We start from the raw sequence: 17,372 nt of genomic DNA, 5'->3' as shown, positions 1-17,372 counted from the left end.
CAGCAGTCCTCTCAGACGTTTAATCACAACGCTAGATCCTCAGGTGTAAATGTCATCTTGAACGAACGATAACGGTTGAAATCGCTCGGCTTCATACCCTGCATTTCGGTCAAACGACCAATGTTCTTGACCGCAGCCACCGCCGAACTGTCGTACGGGCCGTCACCACTGGACCGGGCCACGCTGACACTGGTAATGGTGCCGTCCGGCAACATGTTGACCTGCAGGGTCACCGTCATGCCCTTGCGCGCGGAAGGTGGGCGCGCCCAGCCCTCGGCTGCGCGCATGCGGATCAGGTCGTCGAAGTCGCCGGCCACCTGGTCCCCTTGCTCGTCAGCCAGCGCCTGCTGCCGCTCGGTGGTGTCAGACAACAGCTCGGCCAGGGCCTGGGCCTTCTTGTCTTCTGCCGCCTTGCGGGCCGCTTCCTGTGCCTTTTTCTTCTGGGCGTCTGCAGCGGCCTTTTTCTTGGCCTCTTCAGCTGCCTTCTTCTTCGCATCCTCGGCCGCCGCTTTCTTTTTGGCGTCCTCGGCTGCTTTCTTCTTGGCCTCTTCGGCTGCCTTTTTCTTGGCATCCTCGGCGGCTTGTTTCTTCGCCTCTTCAGCGGCCTCTTTCTTGGCCTCTTCTTCGGCTTTTTTCTTGGCTTCTTCCTCGGCCTTCTTCTTGGCGATGTCAGCCTGCTGCTTCTCGGCGGCTTTCTTCGCCTCTTCGGCCTTCTTGGCTTCCGCGGTTTTCTTGGCCTCGGCGGCTTCGGCCGCCTTGGCAGCGTCCTCGGCTTTTTTCGCTTCGGCGGCTTCACGGGCCTCTTCGGCCTTTTGAGCGGCGTCGGCTTTCTTTTGTTCCGCAGCCTTCACGGCTTCCTGCTCGACCTTCTTCTGCTCCAGCTGCTCGACTTCGGTCTGGCGCGACGCGGTTTTCTTCGCTTCCCCGGCAATCTTCTGATTGGTCTGGGTAGTCGCCTGGCTCTTGGACTTGAGCTGGTACAGGGTAGCCTGAACAATCGGCTTGGATGGCGGCAGCTCAGGCGTCATGGCAAAACTGACGAACAGCAGGGCGAACACCAGCACATGCAGGCCGATGGCCCAGACACTGGGCCAGAAGTAGCTTTCCGAGGCGGATGGCTCTCGCTGTTGCATCAGGGCGCCTCGGTAATCAGGCCAACGTTACCGACACCGGCCTTCTGCAACCCGCCCATGGCGCCCATGACGGCGCCGTAGTCGACAGCCTTGTCTCCCCGGATGAACACCTGGGTCTGCTTGCCCTGGTCACGGCCGGCGGCAATGATCTTGGTCACTGCGCTGGTCATGTCGGGCAAGGTCATGGCCTTGTCCATCTGCTTGTCGGTATCGACTTCGCTGCCGAGGTTCCAGTAGTAGGTTTTATCGGCCTTGATGGAAATGGTGAGGATCTGGACGTTGTTGTCCTGCGGCAAGGCTTCGCTGGAAACCTTGGGCAGGTCGACCTTCACACCCTGGTTGAGCATGGGCGCCGTCACCATGAAGATGACCAGCAGCACCAGCATCACGTCGATGTAGGGCACCACGTTCATCTCGGCGACGGGCTTGCGTTTGTGGCGAACTCGGGCCATGGGCTTCTACCTGATTACTCTTCGCTGGTGTGCACTTTGCGGTGCAGGATCGCCTGGAACTCGTCGGCGAAGGTGTAGTAACGGCCGATCAGCACTTCGCTACGCGCGGCGAAACGGTTGTAGGCAATAACGGCCGGGATAGCCGCGAACAGGCCGATGGCGGTGGCGATCAGCGCTTCGGCAATACCCGGAGCAACCGTGGCCAGGGTGGCCTGTTGGGCGCTGGCCAGGCCGCGGAAAGAGTTCATGATGCCCCACACGGTACCGAACAGGCCGATGTACGGGCTGGTAGAACCGACGGTGGCCAGGAACGGCAGACTCTGCTCGAGCTTTTCTTCCTCGCGCGAAATGGCCACGCGCATGGCACGGCCAACCCCTTCCATGACCGCGTCCGGGTCAACACCCGGCTGCTGGCGCAGGCGCGAGAATTCCTTGAAACCGGCGCGAAATACCTGCTCGACACCGGAATCCGGGTCAGGGTTGCTGCCTGCCTGACGGTACAGCTTGGACAGGTCGATGCCCGACCAGAAGCGCTCCTCGAAGGCATCCAGCGCACGACGACCGGCGCGCAGCATGGTGCTGCGCTGGAAGATCATGATCCATGAAGTGACCGAGGCGGCCACCAGGGTCAGCATTACCAGCTGAACTACCACGCTGGCATTGCTGACCAGACTCCACATGGAGGTATGGTCGACGACGTTAGCTTCCACGCTTATTCTCCTGCGTTCGATTGATTACCCGAGCCGTCCGCCGCAAAGGCGTCGCGCAGCTGGGGGGGTATGGCTCGGGGTTTGAAAGTGTCGGCACGCACTGCGGCCACCAGGAACTGCCCTTCGCAGAGCAGCGTTTCATCCTTTTCCCGCCAGACCTGCTGTACAAAACGCAGGCTGGCGCGATTGAGTTCAAGTACTTGCGCGGTGACTCGCAGTTCGTCGTCCAGCCGCGCCGGCGCGTGATAGCGCGCTTCGCTGGAATGGACCACGAACAGCAGGTTGTCTTCGGCCAGCAGCGACTGGGAAAACCCCAGGTGCCGCAGGCGTTCGGTGCGCGCGCGCTCCATGAATTTCAGGTAATTGACGTAATACACCACGCCACCGGCATCGGTATCTTCGTAATAGACGCGACAACGGTGTGCGAACGGTTCCAGGCCATTTTGCGCGCGCATACTCTAGTGCTTACTCCTCAGCTTGCCAATCCGCTGTGGCAACTGTTTTTTGTTCATTAATGTCTTATTGCCAGCGCACCTTCGGCATGCCAGCGCTAGGACCACGAAAAGTCGCTTTTGATCTGTCATTCATCGGCCGGCTCGGAAAAATCGCCCCCCTCCCCCAGGCGCCCGGGAATATTCAGACCGAAGTGCAGGTAGGCATGCCGGGTGACTACACGGCCACGTGGCGTACGCATGATGTAACCCTGCTGGATCAGGTACGGCTCCAGCACGTCCTCGATGGTGTGGCGCTCTTCGCTGATGGCTGCTGCCAGGTTGTCGACGCCCACCGGGCCACCGTCGAACTTCTCGATCATGGTCAGCAGCAGGCGGCGGTCGGAATGGTCAAAGCCGCGCTCGTCGACGTCCAGCAGGTTCAGCGCCATGTCGGCCACGGCCTTGGTGATGTGGCCCTTGCCACGCACCTCGGCATAGTCGCGCACGCGGCGCAGCAGGCGGTTGGCGATACGTGGCGTACCGCGGGCGCGACGGGCGATCTCGTAGGCGCCCTGGTCTTCGATGGCCAGGCCAAGGATGTTGGCCGAGCGGCTGACGATGGTGGACAGGTCCTTGTCGCTGTAGAACTCCAGGCGCTGGACGATACCGAAGCGGTCACGCAATGGGTTGGTGAGCATGCCGGCGCGGGTGGTCGCCCCCACCAGGGTGAACGGTGGCAGGTCGAGCTTGATCGAACGGGCCGCAGGGCCTTCGCCGATCATGATGTCGAGCTGGAAGTCTTCCATGGCCGGGTACAGCACCTCTTCGACGACCGGCGACAGCCGGTGGATTTCGTCGATGAACAGCACGTCGTGCGGTTCGAGGTTGGTCAACATGGCCGCGAGGTCGCCCGGGCGCTCGAGGATAGGCCCCGAGGTGCTCTTTACCGACACGCCCATTTCATGGGCGATGATGTTGGCCAGGGTAGTCTTGCCCAGGCCTGGCGGGCCGAAGATCAGGGTGTGGTCGAGCGACTCGCTACGGCCACGGGCGGCCTGGATGAACAGCGCCATCTGTTCGCGCACCACTGGCTGGCCGATGTATTCGTCCAGGCTCAGCGGGCGGATTGCACGGTCCTGGACTTCTTCACGGTCGCGGCCGCTGGCGGCGATCAGGCGGTCGGCTTCGATCACTTGGTAATCATCCCTTTCAGGCTGCGGCGGATCAGTTCTTCACTGCTCAGGCCGGCCTTGTCCTTGATCGCGGCGATGGCCTTGCTCGCCTCCTGCGGCTTGTAGCCCAGCGAGACCAGGGCGCTGACCGCATCGGCCTCGGCGCTGGACTCGCTGGCGACCGGCAACGGCCCGTCGGACACCAGGGTAAACATGGCCGGGGAGGTTTCCCAGGCCTTGAAGCGGTCCTTGAGCTCGACCAGCAGGCGTTCGGCGGTCTTTTTACCGACGCCGGGCACGCGCACCAGCGCTGAGGTGTCCTGGGCCTGCACGCAGCGCACCAGCTCGTCCACTTCCAGCCCGGACATCAGCGCCAGGGCCAGCTTCGGCCCTACGCCGTTCAGGCGGATCAGCTCGCGGAACAGTTCGCGCTCGCGTTTTTCGGCAAAACCGTAGAGCAGGTGGGCGTCTTCGCGCACCACCAGGTGGGTGTGCACGGTAACGGTTTCGCCCACTTTGGGCAGACGGTACAGCGTGGTCATGGGAACTTCCAGTTCGTAGCCCACGCCGTTGACGTCGATAATCAGGTGCGGCGGCTGTTTCTCCGCCAGGGTGCCGCGCAAACGTCCAATCACGTTCCGATCCTTCCTCTCGGGGAGCCGGTCAAAGACCGCTCAACCCTATCAGCAAATGCAGCGGGTGAATGCTTCACCCGGACAAATTTTGTATCTGCGCATGAAGCGCTCAAAGACGCAAGCGCCCACCGCGCCGCCGCGCCGTGGCCAGGCCATGCGGCACCAGGCTGGAACGGGTATGGGCGTGGCACAGGGCAATCGCCAGGGCGTCGGAGGCGTCGATCTGCGGCTTTTGCGTCAGTTTCAACAGGTGCATGACCATCATCATCACCTGCTCCTTGTTGGCCCCACCGGTGCCGGCCACGGCCTGCTTGACCTGGGTAGCGCTGTATTCGGCGATTTCCAGGCCAGCCTCGGCAGCGGCGACAATAGCCGCGCCGCGGGCCTGCCCAAGTTTTAGCGCCGAGTCGGCGTTGCGGGCCATGAACACCCGCTCGATGCCCATGGTCACCGGGCCATGCTGGGCGATGATTTCACTGACACCACGAAAAACGATCTGCAGCCGCTCGTGCAACTCGCCGCTGCCGGTGCGGATACAGCCCGACGCCACGTACTCGCAACCCCGGGCGGTCTGGCGGACAACGCCATAGCCGGTGATGCGCGAGCCGGGGTCGATACCTAGAATCAGAGTCATAGTGCCTGTCGTACAAAGCTCATGTTTTAACACCACTGGGGCCGCTGCGCGGCCCATCGCCGGCAAGCCAGCTCCCACAGGTACAGCGCATTTCCTGAAGCTTGTGCTGTACCTGTGGGAGCTGGCTTGCCGGCGATGGGCTGCACAGCAGCCCCAATAGCAGCCTTGACTCGGAGAGTCAGGAGACCTTAGCCGAGGTTTTCCATGATCTCATCGGAAATCTGGGCATTGGAGTAGACGTTCTGCACGTCATCCAGGTCTTCGAGCATGTCGATCAGCTTGAGCACTTTTTCGGCACCGTCCTGGTCGAGTTCCGCACTGGTGGTCGGCTGCATGACGATTTCCGCGTCAGCGGCCTTGAAACCGGCCTCTTCCAGGGCGTTCCGCACGGCATAGAAGCTGTTGAACGAGGTGAAGACCTCGAACGAACCGTCGTCGTTGGCCACCACGTCGTCGGCGTCGGCCTCCATCGCCGCTTCCATCAACGCGTCTTCGTCCACACCCGGAGCAAAGCTGATCTGCCCCTTGCGTTCGAACAGGTAAGCCACCGAGCCGTCGGTCCCGAGGTTGCCGCCACACTTGGTGAAGGCATGGCGCACGGCGGCGGCGGTACGGTTGCGGTTGTCGGTCATGGTTTCGACCATGATCGCCACGCCGCCCGGGCCGTAACCTTCGTAGCTGAGCTCTTCGACGTTGTCGCTTTCGTTGGTGCCAGCACCACGGGCCACGGCGCGGTCGATGATGTCGCGGCTCATGTTGGCGCCCAGGGCCTTGTCCAGCGCCAGGCGCAGGCGTGGGTTGGATGCCGGGTCAGGGCCGCCCTGCTTGGCAGCGACCGTCAGTTCGCGGATCCACTTGGTGAAGACCTTGCCTCTTTTGGCATCCTGGCGCTCTTTGCGGTGCTTGATGTTCGCCCACTTGGAATGACCAGCCATAACGACTCCGAATTCTTTGAATCACAAACAGCCCCGCCCCTTGACGGGGCGGGACGGGAAAATGCCTGCGCCGAAACGCAAAGGCGCATCCATGTGGATGCGCCCGGGACTGCTTATTCGACCTTGGTCTGTTCGCGCAGTCGGATGTGCAGCTCGCGCAGGGCCTTCGCGTCGACCAGGCCAGGGGCCTGGGTCATGACACACGCAGCGCTCTGGGTTTTCGGGAAGGCAATCACTTCACGAATCGACTGGGCGCCGGTCATCAGCATGACCAGGCGGTCCAGGCCGAAGGCCAGGCCACCGTGAGGCGGTGCACCGAACTTCAGGGCGTCGAGCAGGAAACCGAATTTCTCTTCCTGTTCTTCTGCTTCGATACCCAGCAGGCGGAACACGGCCTGCTGCATCTCTTTGCGATGGATACGGATCGAACCGCCACCCAACTCGGTACCGTTCAGGACCATGTCGTAGGCACGCGACAGCGCGGTGGCCGGGTTGGCCTCGAGCTCTTCCGGGGTGCACTTCGGCGCGGTGAACGGGTGGTGCAGCGCAGTGAAGCTGCCGTCTTCGTTCTCTTCGAACATCGGGAAGTCGACGACCCACATCGGCGCCCACTCGCAGGTCAGCAGCTCGAAGTCGTGGCCCAGGCGGATACGCAGCGCGCCCAGCGCTTCGCTGACCACCTTGAACTTGTCGGCACCGAAGAACACGATGTCGCCGTCTACGGCGCCAACGCGGTCGAGGATGTTGTTGAGGTTGGCCTCAGGGATGTTCTTGACGATCGGCGACTGCAGGCCTTCGACGCCCTTGGCGCGCTCGTTGACCTTGATGTAGGCCAGGCCCTTGGCACCGTAGATGCCAACGAACTTGGTGTACTCGTCGATCTTGCTGCGCGGCATGCTGGCGCCGCCTGGCAGGCGCAGGGCGGTCACGCGGCACTTCGGATCGTTGGCCGGGCCGGCGAATACCTTGAAATCGACATCTTTCAACTGGTCGGCAACATCAACCAGTTCCAGCGGGTTACGCAGGTCTGGCTTGTCGGAACCGTAGCGGCGCATGGCTTCTTCGAAGGTCATGTGCGGGAATTCGCCGAATTCCAGGTCGAGCACTTCCTTGAACAGCTTGCGGATCATGCTTTCGGTCAGGCCCATGATCTCGCTTTCATCGAGGAAGCTGGTCTCGATGTCGATCTGGGTGAATTCCGGCTGGCGGTCGGCCCGCAGGTCTTCGTCACGGAAGCACTTGGCGATCTGGTAGTAACGGTCGAAGCCGGCGACCATCAGCAACTGCTTGAACAGCTGCGGCGACTGCGGCAGGGCGAAGAAGCTACCGGCGTGGGTACGGCTAGGTACCAGGTAGTCGCGCGCGCCTTCCGGGGTAGCACGGGTGAGGATCGGGGTTTCGACGTCGAGGAAGCCGTTTTCGTCGAGGAAGCGACGGATGCTGCTGGTAATGCGCGAACGCAGGCGCAGCTTGTCGGCCATTTCCGGGCGACGCAGGTCGATGAAGCGGTAGCGCAGGCGGGTTTCCTCGCCGACGTCGGAGTATTCGTTCAGCGGGAACGGCGGGGTTTCCGCTTCGTTGAGCACGGTCAGCTGGTAGCCGAGAATCTCGATGGCGCCGGAGGCCATGTTGGCGTTGACCGCACCTTCAGGGCGCTTGCGGACCTTGCCGGTAAGCTGCACGACGTACTCGCTGCGCACGCGGTCGGCGGCGGCGAAGGTTTCGGCGCGATCCGGGTCGAACACGACCTGGGCCATGCCTTCGCGGTCACGGATGTCGAGGAAGATCACCCCGCCGTGGTCGCGGCGACGATGGACCCAGCCGCAAAGGGTGACTTCCTGGCCGTCCAGGCTCTCGTTCAGTTGGCCGCAATAATGGCTGCGCATCATGATGGTGGTTTCGCTTCTCGTGATTCGTGTATTCGGTGGAGGCCTTGGCCGCCCGGAGGGCTAATACTGCAAGACCCGGTCACAGCATTCAACTCAGTCGGCCTTGTCGCCGCCTGCCAGATTCTTTTTTGCCCCGGTCTTGAAGTCGGTTTCGTACCAACCGTTACCGCTCAGGCGGAAGCCTGGCACCGACAGCAGCTTCTTCAGCGCTGGCGCCTGACAGGCCGGGCAATCGGTCAGCGGCGCGGCGCTGATCTTCTGCAGCGCTTCCATACGGTGATCGCAGGATGCACATTGATAGTCATAAAGGGGCATGGGTGTCTCTCGTCAACCATAACGCTGGCTGCCGGGGCAGCAAAAAGCGGGATTATATATGGTTAGCAAGCACTGCGCAGCCCGCCAGGCGATCAGCGCACACTTGGCGGGTCTTGCAGCCACGCCACGCAGATGACCCGAATCAGCCCGCTGAAGTTGCGCACCCCGCCCTGGCGCAGGTGGACTTCACGGTCGACATAGGACAATACCGCACTGACCGAACAGCGGTTGGCGGCGGCGATGCGCTCGAGGATGCCCCAGTAGACGGCCTCCAGGCGCAGGCAGGTGGAAAAGCCGTTGAGCCGTACCGAGCGCGACACCGGTTGGGTCTGCAACATGTCGAAATCCGCCTTGAACGGGTCGATGCACTGTTTTCCCGGCCAACGCCCCTGGCCAATTACACGCTTGCTCGCTTGCATCATGCGCCACACTTCCTCGTCACAGGTACCAGGTGGCCTATGAAGCGCTGATGGGCGAGATTAAAGCAGCGGCAAAGTGTTCCTGCACAAAATACATAAGGCCTTCACATGACCTGTGGGAGCGGCCTTGTGTCGCGATGGGCTGCGCAGCAGCCCCGGCAATCTGTGCCAAGGCTGCAATTTTTGGGGCTGCTGCGCAGCCCATCGCGACACAAGGCCGCTCCTACAGAGATCAGTGCAGGCCGGACGGATCTGTGAACTCAGTTGCCGTCGAGCAGCACCCGCAGCATCCACGCGGTCTTCTCGTGCACCTGCATGCGCTGGGTCAGCAGGTCGGCGGTCGGTTCGTCACTGACCTTGTCCACCACCGGGAAAATGCTGCGCGCGGTGCGCACCACGGCTTCCTGGCCCTGCACCAACTGGCGGATCATCTCTTCCGCAGGAGGCACCCCTTCCTCCTCCTTGATCGACGAGTGCCGTGCATAGAATGCATACGACCCCGGCGCCGGGAAGCCCAGCGCGCGGATGCGCTCGGCGATCGAGTCGACCGCCAGCGCCAGTTCGTTGTACTGCTCTTCGAACATCAGGTGCAGGGTACGGAACGACGGGCCGGTGACGTTCCAGTGAAAGTTATGGGTTTTCAGATACAGCACGTAGGTATCCGACAACAGGCGGGACAGCCCATCGACGATGGACTTGCGATCTTCTTCACTGATACCGATATCGATTGCCATGAAGTTCCCCTTTCCATAAGGCTTGAGACTCAAGCGGGCGCCGACCACTGTAGCAACACTTGGCGCCTGGCGCATGTGACATGGCGCAACACTTCGCCCGCCGGGCGGCCTGCGGTTTGAGTAGCCTGCGGCTTTACTGTTAAATAGGCACGGTGCCACCCGTGCGGACTGTCATTGCCGGGTGCATAGGCTGGCCTGCCACGTGTTCGCGCTTTACACCTCATGCGCACCGTGCTGCCAGCTCTTCCTGTGATCGGCCTTATCAACTGTGAGCCAACCCCATGTTCAAGATCGTCCATCTGGTGACGGGCGTGGCAGCTTTGCTGCTATCGCTCATGCCCAGCCTGAAAACCGATGCAACACCCTTCCTGCAGCAACCCGACGCGGTCTACCTGGCCCTGCTCGGCCTGCTTAACCTGGTCCTGGCCCCGGTCGTGCCCCTGTATTACCGCGGTGCACGCCAACAGCTGCAACACCTGGCCTGCGCCTTGCTGGTGGTCGCCGTGGTGCTGCAGACCCTCACCCTGCTGGCCCGCCCGGAAATGGGCAACCTGGCTGCCCTGGTTTGCGCCACGCTGGCCGTGGCCCTGCACCTGGCCGTGGGCTTTGCCCGCAGCCCGCGCAAGGCACGCAACAGCCAGCACACGGTGCAAGATGGCGGCAATCGCGATACCGGTACCGTCAAATGGTTCAACACGTCGAAAGGCTTTGGCTTCATTTCCCGTGACTCGGGTGATGACATCTTCGTGCACTTTCGCGCCATTCGTGGCGAAGGCCACCGCATTCTGGTTGAAGGGCAGCGCGTGGAATTTTCGGTAATGCACCGTGACAAGGGCCTACAGGCTGAAGACGTGGTGGCCGTTACCCGCCGCTGATCGCCACATGCGCCATATCAGGCGAATGCACGATCCCTGTAGGAGCGGCCTTGCGTCGCGAAAGGGCTGCAAAGCAGCCCCAGCAATATTTGCAACTCTGCTGAAACCGGGGGCCGCTTTGCGGCCCTTTCGCGACGCAAGGCCGCTCCTACAGGGGCGCGCGGTGGCGCCAGGGATCAATAATGCGGCGGCGGCGCCTCTTCCCCTTCGCTGCCGTACTGGCCGACCATCTCTTCATAGCGCTTGATCAGCTCGGCCACCTGCATTTGCAGGCGCTCGATCACCCGCCCCTGCTCGACAACCACATCGTTCAACGCCTGAATGGTGTCATCCTGAAACGCCTGACGGGTTTCCAGCTCAACCATACGCATTTCCAGCGACATTTCAGGCCTCCTGGTAACCGGCAAGCTGCAGCCCGCGCAGACGCTCGCGCACGGCCTGCAACTGGTCATCGGAATAAGCCACTGCCGGGCACTTGCCCCACACCGGTGCAGGCCAGGCAACGTCGTCGCGCTGGCGCACGATCACATGCATGTGCAGTTGGCTGACCACATTGCCCAGCGTTGCCACGTTCATTTTGTCCGCGCCGTAACTGGCCTTCAGCGCTTGCGCCAACTGGGTGGTTTCCTGCCACAGCTGCTGCTGATCTGCCGCATCCAGATCGAACAGCTCACTGACGTCGGCGCGCTTGGGCACCAGGATGAACCATGGGTAGTTGGCATCCTTGCTCAGCAGCAGCTGGCACAGCGCAAATTCCCCCAGCACCAGTGAATCCTGCTGCAAACGCGAATCGAGGACGAACACGGCATATCTCCTTAAGGCAAAAGCAACCCGCTTCAAGCGGTGAACAGGCCTGCAAGGATACCTTGCACATTCCCGGTAACACAGCGCTACTTTTCGCACCAAAATGAGGCCGATTACTCACACTCACCCCGCTTGCCACACCACAAACGAGTCTGCATGAACAAGTTGCGGTAACACATTGACTTTACTGACAGCTTTTTAAACTTTAATGATTCTCGACTCCAACATGCCAGCAAGGTGGCTTCGCCCAGTATTTACGGCACTTTCCGACCCTCGGTAGCAGGTTTTGTGAAAATTTCATGAAGTGTTGCGAATTTTGAGCACGCTTGTTGCATTCCCTTCACGCCAAGTCGGCACGACATCTGCAGTACCAGGTGTACGCGACAAATAACAACAGCGGCATTGGTTACCAGGGAGTTTCGTCAACCGGAACCACGCGTTACAGGTTCGTTACGGTGACAGGAACAGCGCTGGGGTTATACGGCCCTTAAACCGGGGGCGTGATTTGCGACATGGAACTACCTAAAAGCGACATGGTGAAAAAGTTCCGAAAAGAGTGTTTATCGCCATATCGCCAACAACAGTCAGCGTGCTATACCTTTTCGCCGACATAACAAGAAAGAGCTGCCCCATATAACTAAAACACTTGGACGCAGCGGTACTCTTCCTAAAAACCAAAGGAGCAAATCACGATGCGCGTGATGAAGTGGAGCATGATCGCCCTGGCCGTTGCGGCAGGGACCTCGCAGTTGGCAATGGCCTCGGCACAAGACGAGTCCAAAGGTTTCGTTGAAGACAGCAAGCTGAACGTCAAGACCCGCATGCTGTATTTCAGCCGTGACTTCCGCAATAACGAGCCTGGCACCCAGAGCCGTGTTGAAGAAACCGGCCTCGGCTTCCTCGGCACCTTCGAATCGGGCTTCACCCAAGGCACCGTGGGCTTTGGCGTAGACGCCATCGGCATGCTCGGCATCAAACTGGACAGCGGCCGCGGCCGTGCTGGCACCGGTCTGTTCCCGGAAGGCTCCGACGGTCGTTCGCAAGATGACTACTCGGAAGCTGGCGGCGCTGTAAAAATGCGCATTTCCAACACCGTGCTGAAGTGGGGCGACCAGTTCACCGCACTGCCAGTACTGGCCACCGACGACAGCCGACTGCTGCCGGAAGTTGCTGAAGGTGGCTTGATCACCAGCAACGAGATCGATGGCCTGACCCTGCACGCCGGTCACTTCACCGCGCTGAATGCCCAGGCTCAGACCTACCACGACAGCCTGAACCTGACTGAGGCCAACGTCTTCGGTGGCACCTACGCCTTTACCGATAACCTTAGCACCAGCGTTTACTACTCGCACATCGAAGATCACTTCCGCAAGTGGTACGGCAACATCAACTGGGCACTGCCGATCAGCGACAAGCAAGGCCTGGTGTTCGACTTCAACATCTATGATACCAAGTCGATCGGCAACAACCTGACCGGTGCGTTCGTCAGCAAGTCCGACGGCAGCAATGACCTGGACAACATTGCAGCCAGCCTGTCGGCCGCCTACAACATTGGCGCCCACACCTTCACCCTGGCTTACCAGAAAGTCAGCGGCGACGGCGACTACGCCTACGGCGTGGACGGTGGCGGCACGGTCTTCCTGGCCAACTCCGTGGCCCGTTCCGACTTCAACGCCGAAGACGAAAAATCCTGGCAGGCACGTTACGACCTGAACTTTGCCGAGTTCGGTGTACCTGGCCTGACCTTCATGACCCGCTACGTGCGCGGTACCGGTGCAACCACCCGCACCACCGACGACGGTAAGGAATGGGAACGCGACATCGACGTCAAGTACGTGATGCAGAGCGGCCCTGCCAAGGACCTGAGCTTCCGCGTACGTCAGGCCACCTACCGTTCGGGCGATGGCGTGTACTACGGCTCCCCATCGATCGACGAACTGCGCCTGATCGTGGAGTACCCGCTGAGCATCCTGTAAGCCTGGCTTGCAGTGCCCCGCACCTGAAAAAGCCCGGCGATCACGCCGGGCTTTTTCTTGGCTGACAAGTGTCACGCCCTGGGGCATCCTGTACGCCTTCGTTTCACCCCCGTACAATGCGGGGCTATTTCAACGTCTTAGGCAATCGACACGGCTAACCATGCGCACCAGTCAATATTTGCTCGCCACCCAGAAAGAAACCCCTGCTGACGCAGTGGTCATCAGCCACCAGCTCATGCTGCGTGCCGGCATGATCCGCAAACTGGCCTCCGGCCTGTACACCTGGCTGCCGATGGGCCTGCGGGTAATGCGCAAGGTCGAAGCCGTGGTGCGCGAGGAAATGAACGCCGCCGGCGCCCTGGAAGTGCTGATGCCAAGCATCCAGCCTGCCGAGCTGTGGCAGGAATCCGGTCGCTGGGAACAGTACGGCCCGGAACTGCTGCGCCTGAAGGACCGCCACCAGCGCGACTTCTGTGTTGGCCCGACCCACGAAGAAGTGGTCACCGACCTGGCCCGTAACGAGCTGTCCAGCTATAAACAGCTGCCGCTCAACCTGTACCAGATCCAGACCAAGTTCCGTGACGAGATCCGCCCGCGCTTCGGCCTGATGCGTGGCCGCGAGTTCATCATGAAGGACGCCTACTCGTTCCATGCCGACCAGGCTTCCCTGCAGGAAACCTACGACCGCATGCACCAGGCGTACAGCAACGTGTTCACCCGCCTGGGCCTGGACTTCCGCCCAGTGCAAGCCGACACCGGCTCGATCGGTGGCAGCTACTCGCACGAATTCCACGTACTGGCCGAGTCCGGCGAAGACGACGTCATTTTCAGCGACAGCTCCGACTACGCCGCCAACATCGAGAAGGCCGAGGCCATCCCGCGTGAAACCGTGCGCCCTGCCCCTACCGAGGAGCTGCGCCTGGTTGACACCCCGGAAGCCAAGACCATCGCCCAACTGGTGGAAAACCACGGCCTGGCGATCGAAAAGACCGTCAAGACCCTGATCGTGCGTGGCGCCGAAGAGGGCAAGCTGATTGCCCTGGTGGTACGTGGCGACCACGAACTGAACGAAATCAAGGCCACCAAGCTGGAACAGGTTGCCGAGCCACTGGTCATGGCCACCGAAGCCGAACTGCGTGACGCCATTGGCGCCGGTGCCGGCTCGCTCGGCCCGCTGAACCTGCCGCTGGAAGTGGTGATCGACCGTTCGGTTGCCCTGATGAGCGACTTCGCGATCGGCGCCAACATCGACGACAAGCACTACTTCGGCGTCAACTGGGAGCGCGACCTGCCCGTACCACAGGTTGCCGACCTGCGTAACGTGGTAGAAGGCGACCCGAGCCCGGACGGCCAGGGCACCCTGGTAATCAAGCGCGGCATCGAAGTTGGCCATATCTTCCAGCTGGGCACCAAGTACAGCGAGGCACTGAAATGCCAGGTACTGGGTGAGAACGGCAAGCCGGTGGTGCTGTCGATGGGTTGCTACGGTATCGGTGTATCTCGCGTGGTCGCTGCTGCCATCGAACAGAGCTACGACGACAAAGGCATCATCTGGAACGACGCCCTGGCACCGTTCCAGATCGCCCTGGTACCACTGCGCTACGAAACCGAGGTGGTGCGCGAGGCGACTGACAAGCTGTACGCCGAACTGACCGCCGCCGGCTTCGAAGTCCTGCTGGACGACCGCGACAAGAAGACCAGCCCAGGCATCAAGTTTGCCGACATGGAGCTGATTGGCATCCCCCACCGCATCGTGGTCAGCGATCGCGGCCTGGCCGACGGCAACCTGGAGTACAAGCACCGCACCGAGCAGGACGCCCAGGCGTTGCCGCTCAATGAAGTGCTGACCTTCCTGCAGGCCCGCGTTCGCCGCTGATAACCAATGCACGAGTGATCATGTACAAGCGAAGTACCTTTACCCTGGGGGGCGCCGCACTGTGCGGCGCCCTGCTCGTCAGCGGCTGCGCCAACCAGATGTCCCAGCGCAGCGACCATGAGGAGCGCGTCGAGCGCAAACTGCTCGAGCACACCCTGCAGATCGATGTCGGCGAGCCGAAGGTGATGGAGCTTCCGCAGCGACGTGTGCGCGTGCATGAGCAGAAGCGCTTCGAAGTCACCGAGTTCGAAGTCACTCGGCGCTATGACCGCTACACGCCTTACCAGCCCTGGCGGGAGATCTACGAGATCCCGCTGGGTGCAGTGGCCGTGGTGGCGGGCGTTGGCGCCAACGTGGTCAACGTCTTCGCCTTGGGCAACCTGCCGCAAAGCATCACCCACGATTGGCTGATCTACGGCGTGGACGGGCTCAACCCGTTCATGAACGTGGCATCCAATGGCCGTGCCCAGCAGAACCTGGCCGGCATCAGTGAGGTGCAGAAAGGCCAGCGCGAGGAATCCACCAGCTTGCCCTGGAGCGAACGACTGGTCGAGGTCAAGGCTGGCAAGATGAACCATGAGCTGACCACCGATCGTAACGGCGTACTGCGCCTGAACCTGCTCGACAGCCCGTTTTCCGAGCAGAACCTCAACCACGTCGGCACCCTGCACCTGCAGGTGCTCGACGAGGACAACGCGGTACGTGGCGATGCCAGCCTGCTGGTTAGCGCCACCCTGCGCAACAAGCTGCTCGAAGCCCATGAGCTGATTTTCGATGACCTTGAAGATGACGATGTCGGCCAATGGGTACACCGGGTGAAGCGCCTGTCCGAGCTGGGCCTTGAAGAGGAAGCCAGCGAAATGGAACAGAGCCTGATCGAACTGACCCGCAACGACCCGGAGCTGCAACAGGAGTTTCTGCAGTCGCTGACCAAGGCCACAGGGCGGTTGGTGGCTGATCCGGGGGTGCAATAATAACCTCGCAGGCTGCCGCGATCCCCTTGTAGGAGCGGCCTTGCGTCGCGATGGGCTGCAAAGCAGCCCCGGCAATTCATGCGTTAAAGCTGAAATCCTGGGGCTGCTTTGCAGCCCATCCGACCGGTCCGGCGCCCCGGCAAGGCCGCTCCTACAGGGGACCGCGTAAAGCTGCTTTCTTTATTCAGGTGTGAACAGCTCCAGCTGTTCATGCGCCCCACGCAGGTCTCGCAACCTCACCCCCACCCCCAGCAAGCGCACCGGCTTGCCACCCCGGGCGAACGCCTGCCCCAGCAACTGCCGATAACTTTCCAGGTCCCTGCCCGCCCCCGCCTGTTCCAGAGTGGTCTGGCTGAAGTCATGGAACTTGACCTTGACGAACGGCTTGTCCGGCCGGTAACTGCTGTCCATACGGGCGATGCGTTCGTTCAGGCTCTCCAGCAGCTCCGGCAAGCGCGCCAGGCAACTGGCCAGGTCCGGCAAGTCAGTGTCGTAGGTGTTTTCCACACTGACCGACTGGCGGCGGCTGTCGTTGTGCACCGCGCGCTCGTCAATACCCCGCGCCAGCCCCCACAAGCGCTCGCCAAAACTGCCAAACTCGCGCACCAGCGCCAGGCGTGACCAGTCACGCAACTCCAGGCAGGTCTCGATACCCAGCCGGGTGAGTTTTTCCGCTGTGACCTTGCCGACGCCATGCAGCCTGGCCACCGGCAAGGCGGCAACGAACGCTTCCACTTCGCCTGGGGTAATCACGAAAAGCCCATTGGGCTTGCGCCAGTCGCTGGCGATCTTGGCCAAAAACTTGTTTGGCGCCACCCCCGCCGACACAGTGATATGCAGGGTGCGGGCAACACGCCGGCGAATATCCTCGGCAATGCGTGTAGCACTGCCCGAATACCACTGGCTGTCGCTTACATCCAGGTAGGCCTCGTCCAGCGACAGCGGTTCGATCAGCTCGGTGTAGTCGCGAAAGATTGTGTGGATTTCCCGCGAGGCCTCTCGGTAAGCCTCGAAACGCGGCTTGACAATCAACAGGTCTGGGCACAGTTTCAGCGCATGTCGCGACGACATGGCCGAACGCACGCCATAGGCACGCGCCTCATAGTTGCAGGTGGCAATCACTCCACGGTGCTCGGGCGAGCCGCCCACCGCCATCGGCCGACCGGCCAAGCGCGGGTCGTCACGCATCTCGATCGCGGCGTAGAAGCAATCGCAGTCGACGTGGATGATCTTGCGCAAGGACATGGATGACCGTCAGCACTGTAAATTCATACAGATAGTACCGCATGCGCCCGGCCCTTAAACAGCTTGCCGCCCTCGCCACGCGATAATCGGCCTGAAAGCCCCGTAGCGCCTGAGCTGCGAACCGTTGCAACACGCTAAGGGTTTGAACAAAAAAGGTTTT

Annotated in this window: 19 protein-coding genes; 4 read left to right on the top strand and 15 right to left on the bottom strand. The window is 61.4% G+C overall.

Translation table 11 applies throughout. The features are described from left to right. Positions 1–23: 23 nt before the first annotated feature. The 12 genes from tolA to ACI2KG_RS11560 all read right to left on the bottom strand — a co-directional run bounded on the left by tolA (position 24) and on the right by ACI2KG_RS11560 (position 9,462). The gene (gene tolA / locus ACI2KG_RS11615; protein WP_404662001.1) at positions 24–1,133 is read right to left on the bottom strand and encodes a cell envelope integrity protein TolA; all 1,110 of its coding nucleotides are present in this window, start codon (positions 1,131–1,133) and stop codon (positions 24–26) included. Further along, positions 1,133–1,585 (bottom strand): protein TolR, encoded by a 453-nt coding sequence (tolR, locus tag ACI2KG_RS11610; protein ID WP_008090221.1) that lies wholly within the window; start codon positions 1,583–1,585, stop codon positions 1,133–1,135. Before tolR ends, tolA begins: the two co-directional genes overlap by 1 nt. A gap of 14 nt (positions 1,586–1,599) precedes the next feature. After that, a complete protein-coding gene (tolQ, locus tag ACI2KG_RS11605; protein WP_010952367.1) occupies positions 1,600–2,295 on the bottom strand; it encodes a protein TolQ in 696 nt (231 codons plus the stop codon). A gap of 2 nt (positions 2,296–2,297) precedes the next feature. Continuing rightward, complete coding sequence (gene ybgC / locus ACI2KG_RS11600) at positions 2,298–2,750, bottom strand: tol-pal system-associated acyl-CoA thioesterase (RefSeq protein ID WP_110743810.1); 453 nt, start codon at positions 2,748–2,750, stop codon at positions 2,298–2,300. 125 nt (positions 2,751–2,875) lie between these two features. Continuing rightward, positions 2,876–3,922 carry a Holliday junction branch migration DNA helicase RuvB gene (gene ruvB, locus ACI2KG_RS11595; protein ID WP_404662000.1) on the bottom strand — a complete coding sequence of 349 codons (1,047 nt, stop codon included), beginning with the start codon at positions 3,920–3,922 and terminating at the stop codon, positions 2,876–2,878. After that, positions 3,919–4,536: a Holliday junction branch migration protein RuvA gene (gene ruvA, locus ACI2KG_RS11590; protein WP_110743812.1), complete on the bottom strand. Its 618-nt coding sequence runs from the start codon at positions 4,534–4,536 to the stop codon at positions 3,919–3,921. Before ruvA ends, ruvB begins: the two co-directional genes overlap by 4 nt. A gap of 109 nt (positions 4,537–4,645) precedes the next feature. After that, the gene (gene ruvC / locus ACI2KG_RS11585) at positions 4,646–5,170 is read right to left on the bottom strand and encodes a crossover junction endodeoxyribonuclease RuvC (protein ID WP_012273769.1); all 525 of its coding nucleotides are present in this window, start codon (positions 5,168–5,170) and stop codon (positions 4,646–4,648) included. 188 nt (positions 5,171–5,358) lie between these two features. After that, positions 5,359–6,105 (bottom strand): YebC/PmpR family DNA-binding transcriptional regulator, encoded by a 747-nt coding sequence (locus tag ACI2KG_RS11580; RefSeq protein WP_400613373.1) that lies wholly within the window; start codon positions 6,103–6,105, stop codon positions 5,359–5,361. Between the two features lie 113 nt (positions 6,106–6,218). Continuing rightward, on the bottom strand, positions 6,219–7,994 hold the full coding sequence (aspS, locus tag ACI2KG_RS11575) for an aspartate--tRNA ligase (protein WP_400613370.1): 1,776 nt from the start codon (positions 7,992–7,994) through the stop codon (positions 6,219–6,221). 93 nt (positions 7,995–8,087) lie between these two features. Further along, a complete protein-coding gene (locus tag ACI2KG_RS11570) occupies positions 8,088–8,309 on the bottom strand; it encodes an FmdB family zinc ribbon protein (RefSeq protein ID WP_027919960.1) in 222 nt (73 codons plus the stop codon). A 92-nt stretch (positions 8,310–8,401) separates the two neighbouring features. Continuing rightward, entirely contained in the window at positions 8,402–8,731 is a 330-nt protein-coding gene (locus ACI2KG_RS11565; RefSeq protein WP_346646452.1) for a ribbon-helix-helix domain-containing protein, read from the bottom strand. A 257-nt stretch (positions 8,732–8,988) separates the two neighbouring features. After that, positions 8,989–9,462, bottom strand: a complete 474-nt coding sequence (locus ACI2KG_RS11560) for a Dps family protein (RefSeq protein ID WP_028690591.1) — start codon at positions 9,460–9,462, stop codon at positions 8,989–8,991. A gap of 281 nt (positions 9,463–9,743) precedes the next feature. Between ACI2KG_RS11560 and ACI2KG_RS11555 the strand changes: the two genes are divergently transcribed. Beyond that, positions 9,744–10,337 carry a cold shock domain-containing protein membrane protein gene (locus tag ACI2KG_RS11555; RefSeq protein ID WP_201204515.1) on the top strand — a complete coding sequence of 198 codons (594 nt, stop codon included), beginning with the start codon at positions 9,744–9,746 and terminating at the stop codon, positions 10,335–10,337. Positions 10,338–10,513: 176 nt separating this feature from the next. Here ACI2KG_RS11555 and ACI2KG_RS11550 read toward each other — a convergent pair whose 3' ends face one another. Together ACI2KG_RS11550 and ACI2KG_RS11545 are read right to left on the bottom strand one after the other, a co-directional pair. Then, on the bottom strand, positions 10,514–10,720 hold the full coding sequence (locus tag ACI2KG_RS11550; protein ID WP_400613364.1) for a SlyX family protein: 207 nt from the start codon (positions 10,718–10,720) through the stop codon (positions 10,514–10,516). 1 nt (position 10,721) lies between these two features. Next, positions 10,722–11,141, bottom strand: coding sequence for an HIT family protein (locus tag ACI2KG_RS11545; RefSeq protein ID WP_404661999.1), 420 nt, complete (start codon positions 11,139–11,141; stop codon positions 10,722–10,724). 692 nt (positions 11,142–11,833) lie between these two features. Here ACI2KG_RS11545 and ACI2KG_RS11540 point away from each other — a divergent pair. The 3 genes from ACI2KG_RS11540 to ACI2KG_RS11530 all read left to right on the top strand — a co-directional run bounded on the left by ACI2KG_RS11540 (position 11,834) and on the right by ACI2KG_RS11530 (position 15,967). Next, the gene (locus ACI2KG_RS11540; RefSeq protein ID WP_400613360.1) at positions 11,834–13,117 is read left to right on the top strand and encodes an OprD family porin; all 1,284 of its coding nucleotides are present in this window, start codon (positions 11,834–11,836) and stop codon (positions 13,115–13,117) included. Between the two features lie 160 nt (positions 13,118–13,277). Continuing rightward, on the top strand, positions 13,278–14,993 hold the full coding sequence (locus ACI2KG_RS11535) for a proline--tRNA ligase (RefSeq protein WP_404661998.1): 1,716 nt from the start codon (positions 13,278–13,280) through the stop codon (positions 14,991–14,993). 20 nt (positions 14,994–15,013) lie between these two features. After that, on the top strand, positions 15,014–15,967 hold the full coding sequence (locus ACI2KG_RS11530) for a hypothetical protein (RefSeq protein WP_400613355.1): 954 nt from the start codon (positions 15,014–15,016) through the stop codon (positions 15,965–15,967). Positions 15,968–16,147: 180 nt separating this feature from the next. Here the strand turns inward: ACI2KG_RS11530 and dinB are convergent, their stop codons facing one another. After that, on the bottom strand, positions 16,148–17,206 hold the full coding sequence (dinB, locus tag ACI2KG_RS11525) for a DNA polymerase IV (protein WP_404662064.1): 1,059 nt from the start codon (positions 17,204–17,206) through the stop codon (positions 16,148–16,150). Positions 17,207–17,372 lie beyond the last annotated feature (166 nt).

Source organism: Pseudomonas sp. NPDC089407 (assembly GCF_044900445.1).
GTDB lineage: Bacteria > Pseudomonadota > Gammaproteobacteria > Pseudomonadales > Pseudomonadaceae > Aquipseudomonas.
The sequence above is the reverse complement of the archived record's forward strand: the minus strand, read 5'-3'. Positions and strand labels throughout refer to the sequence as shown.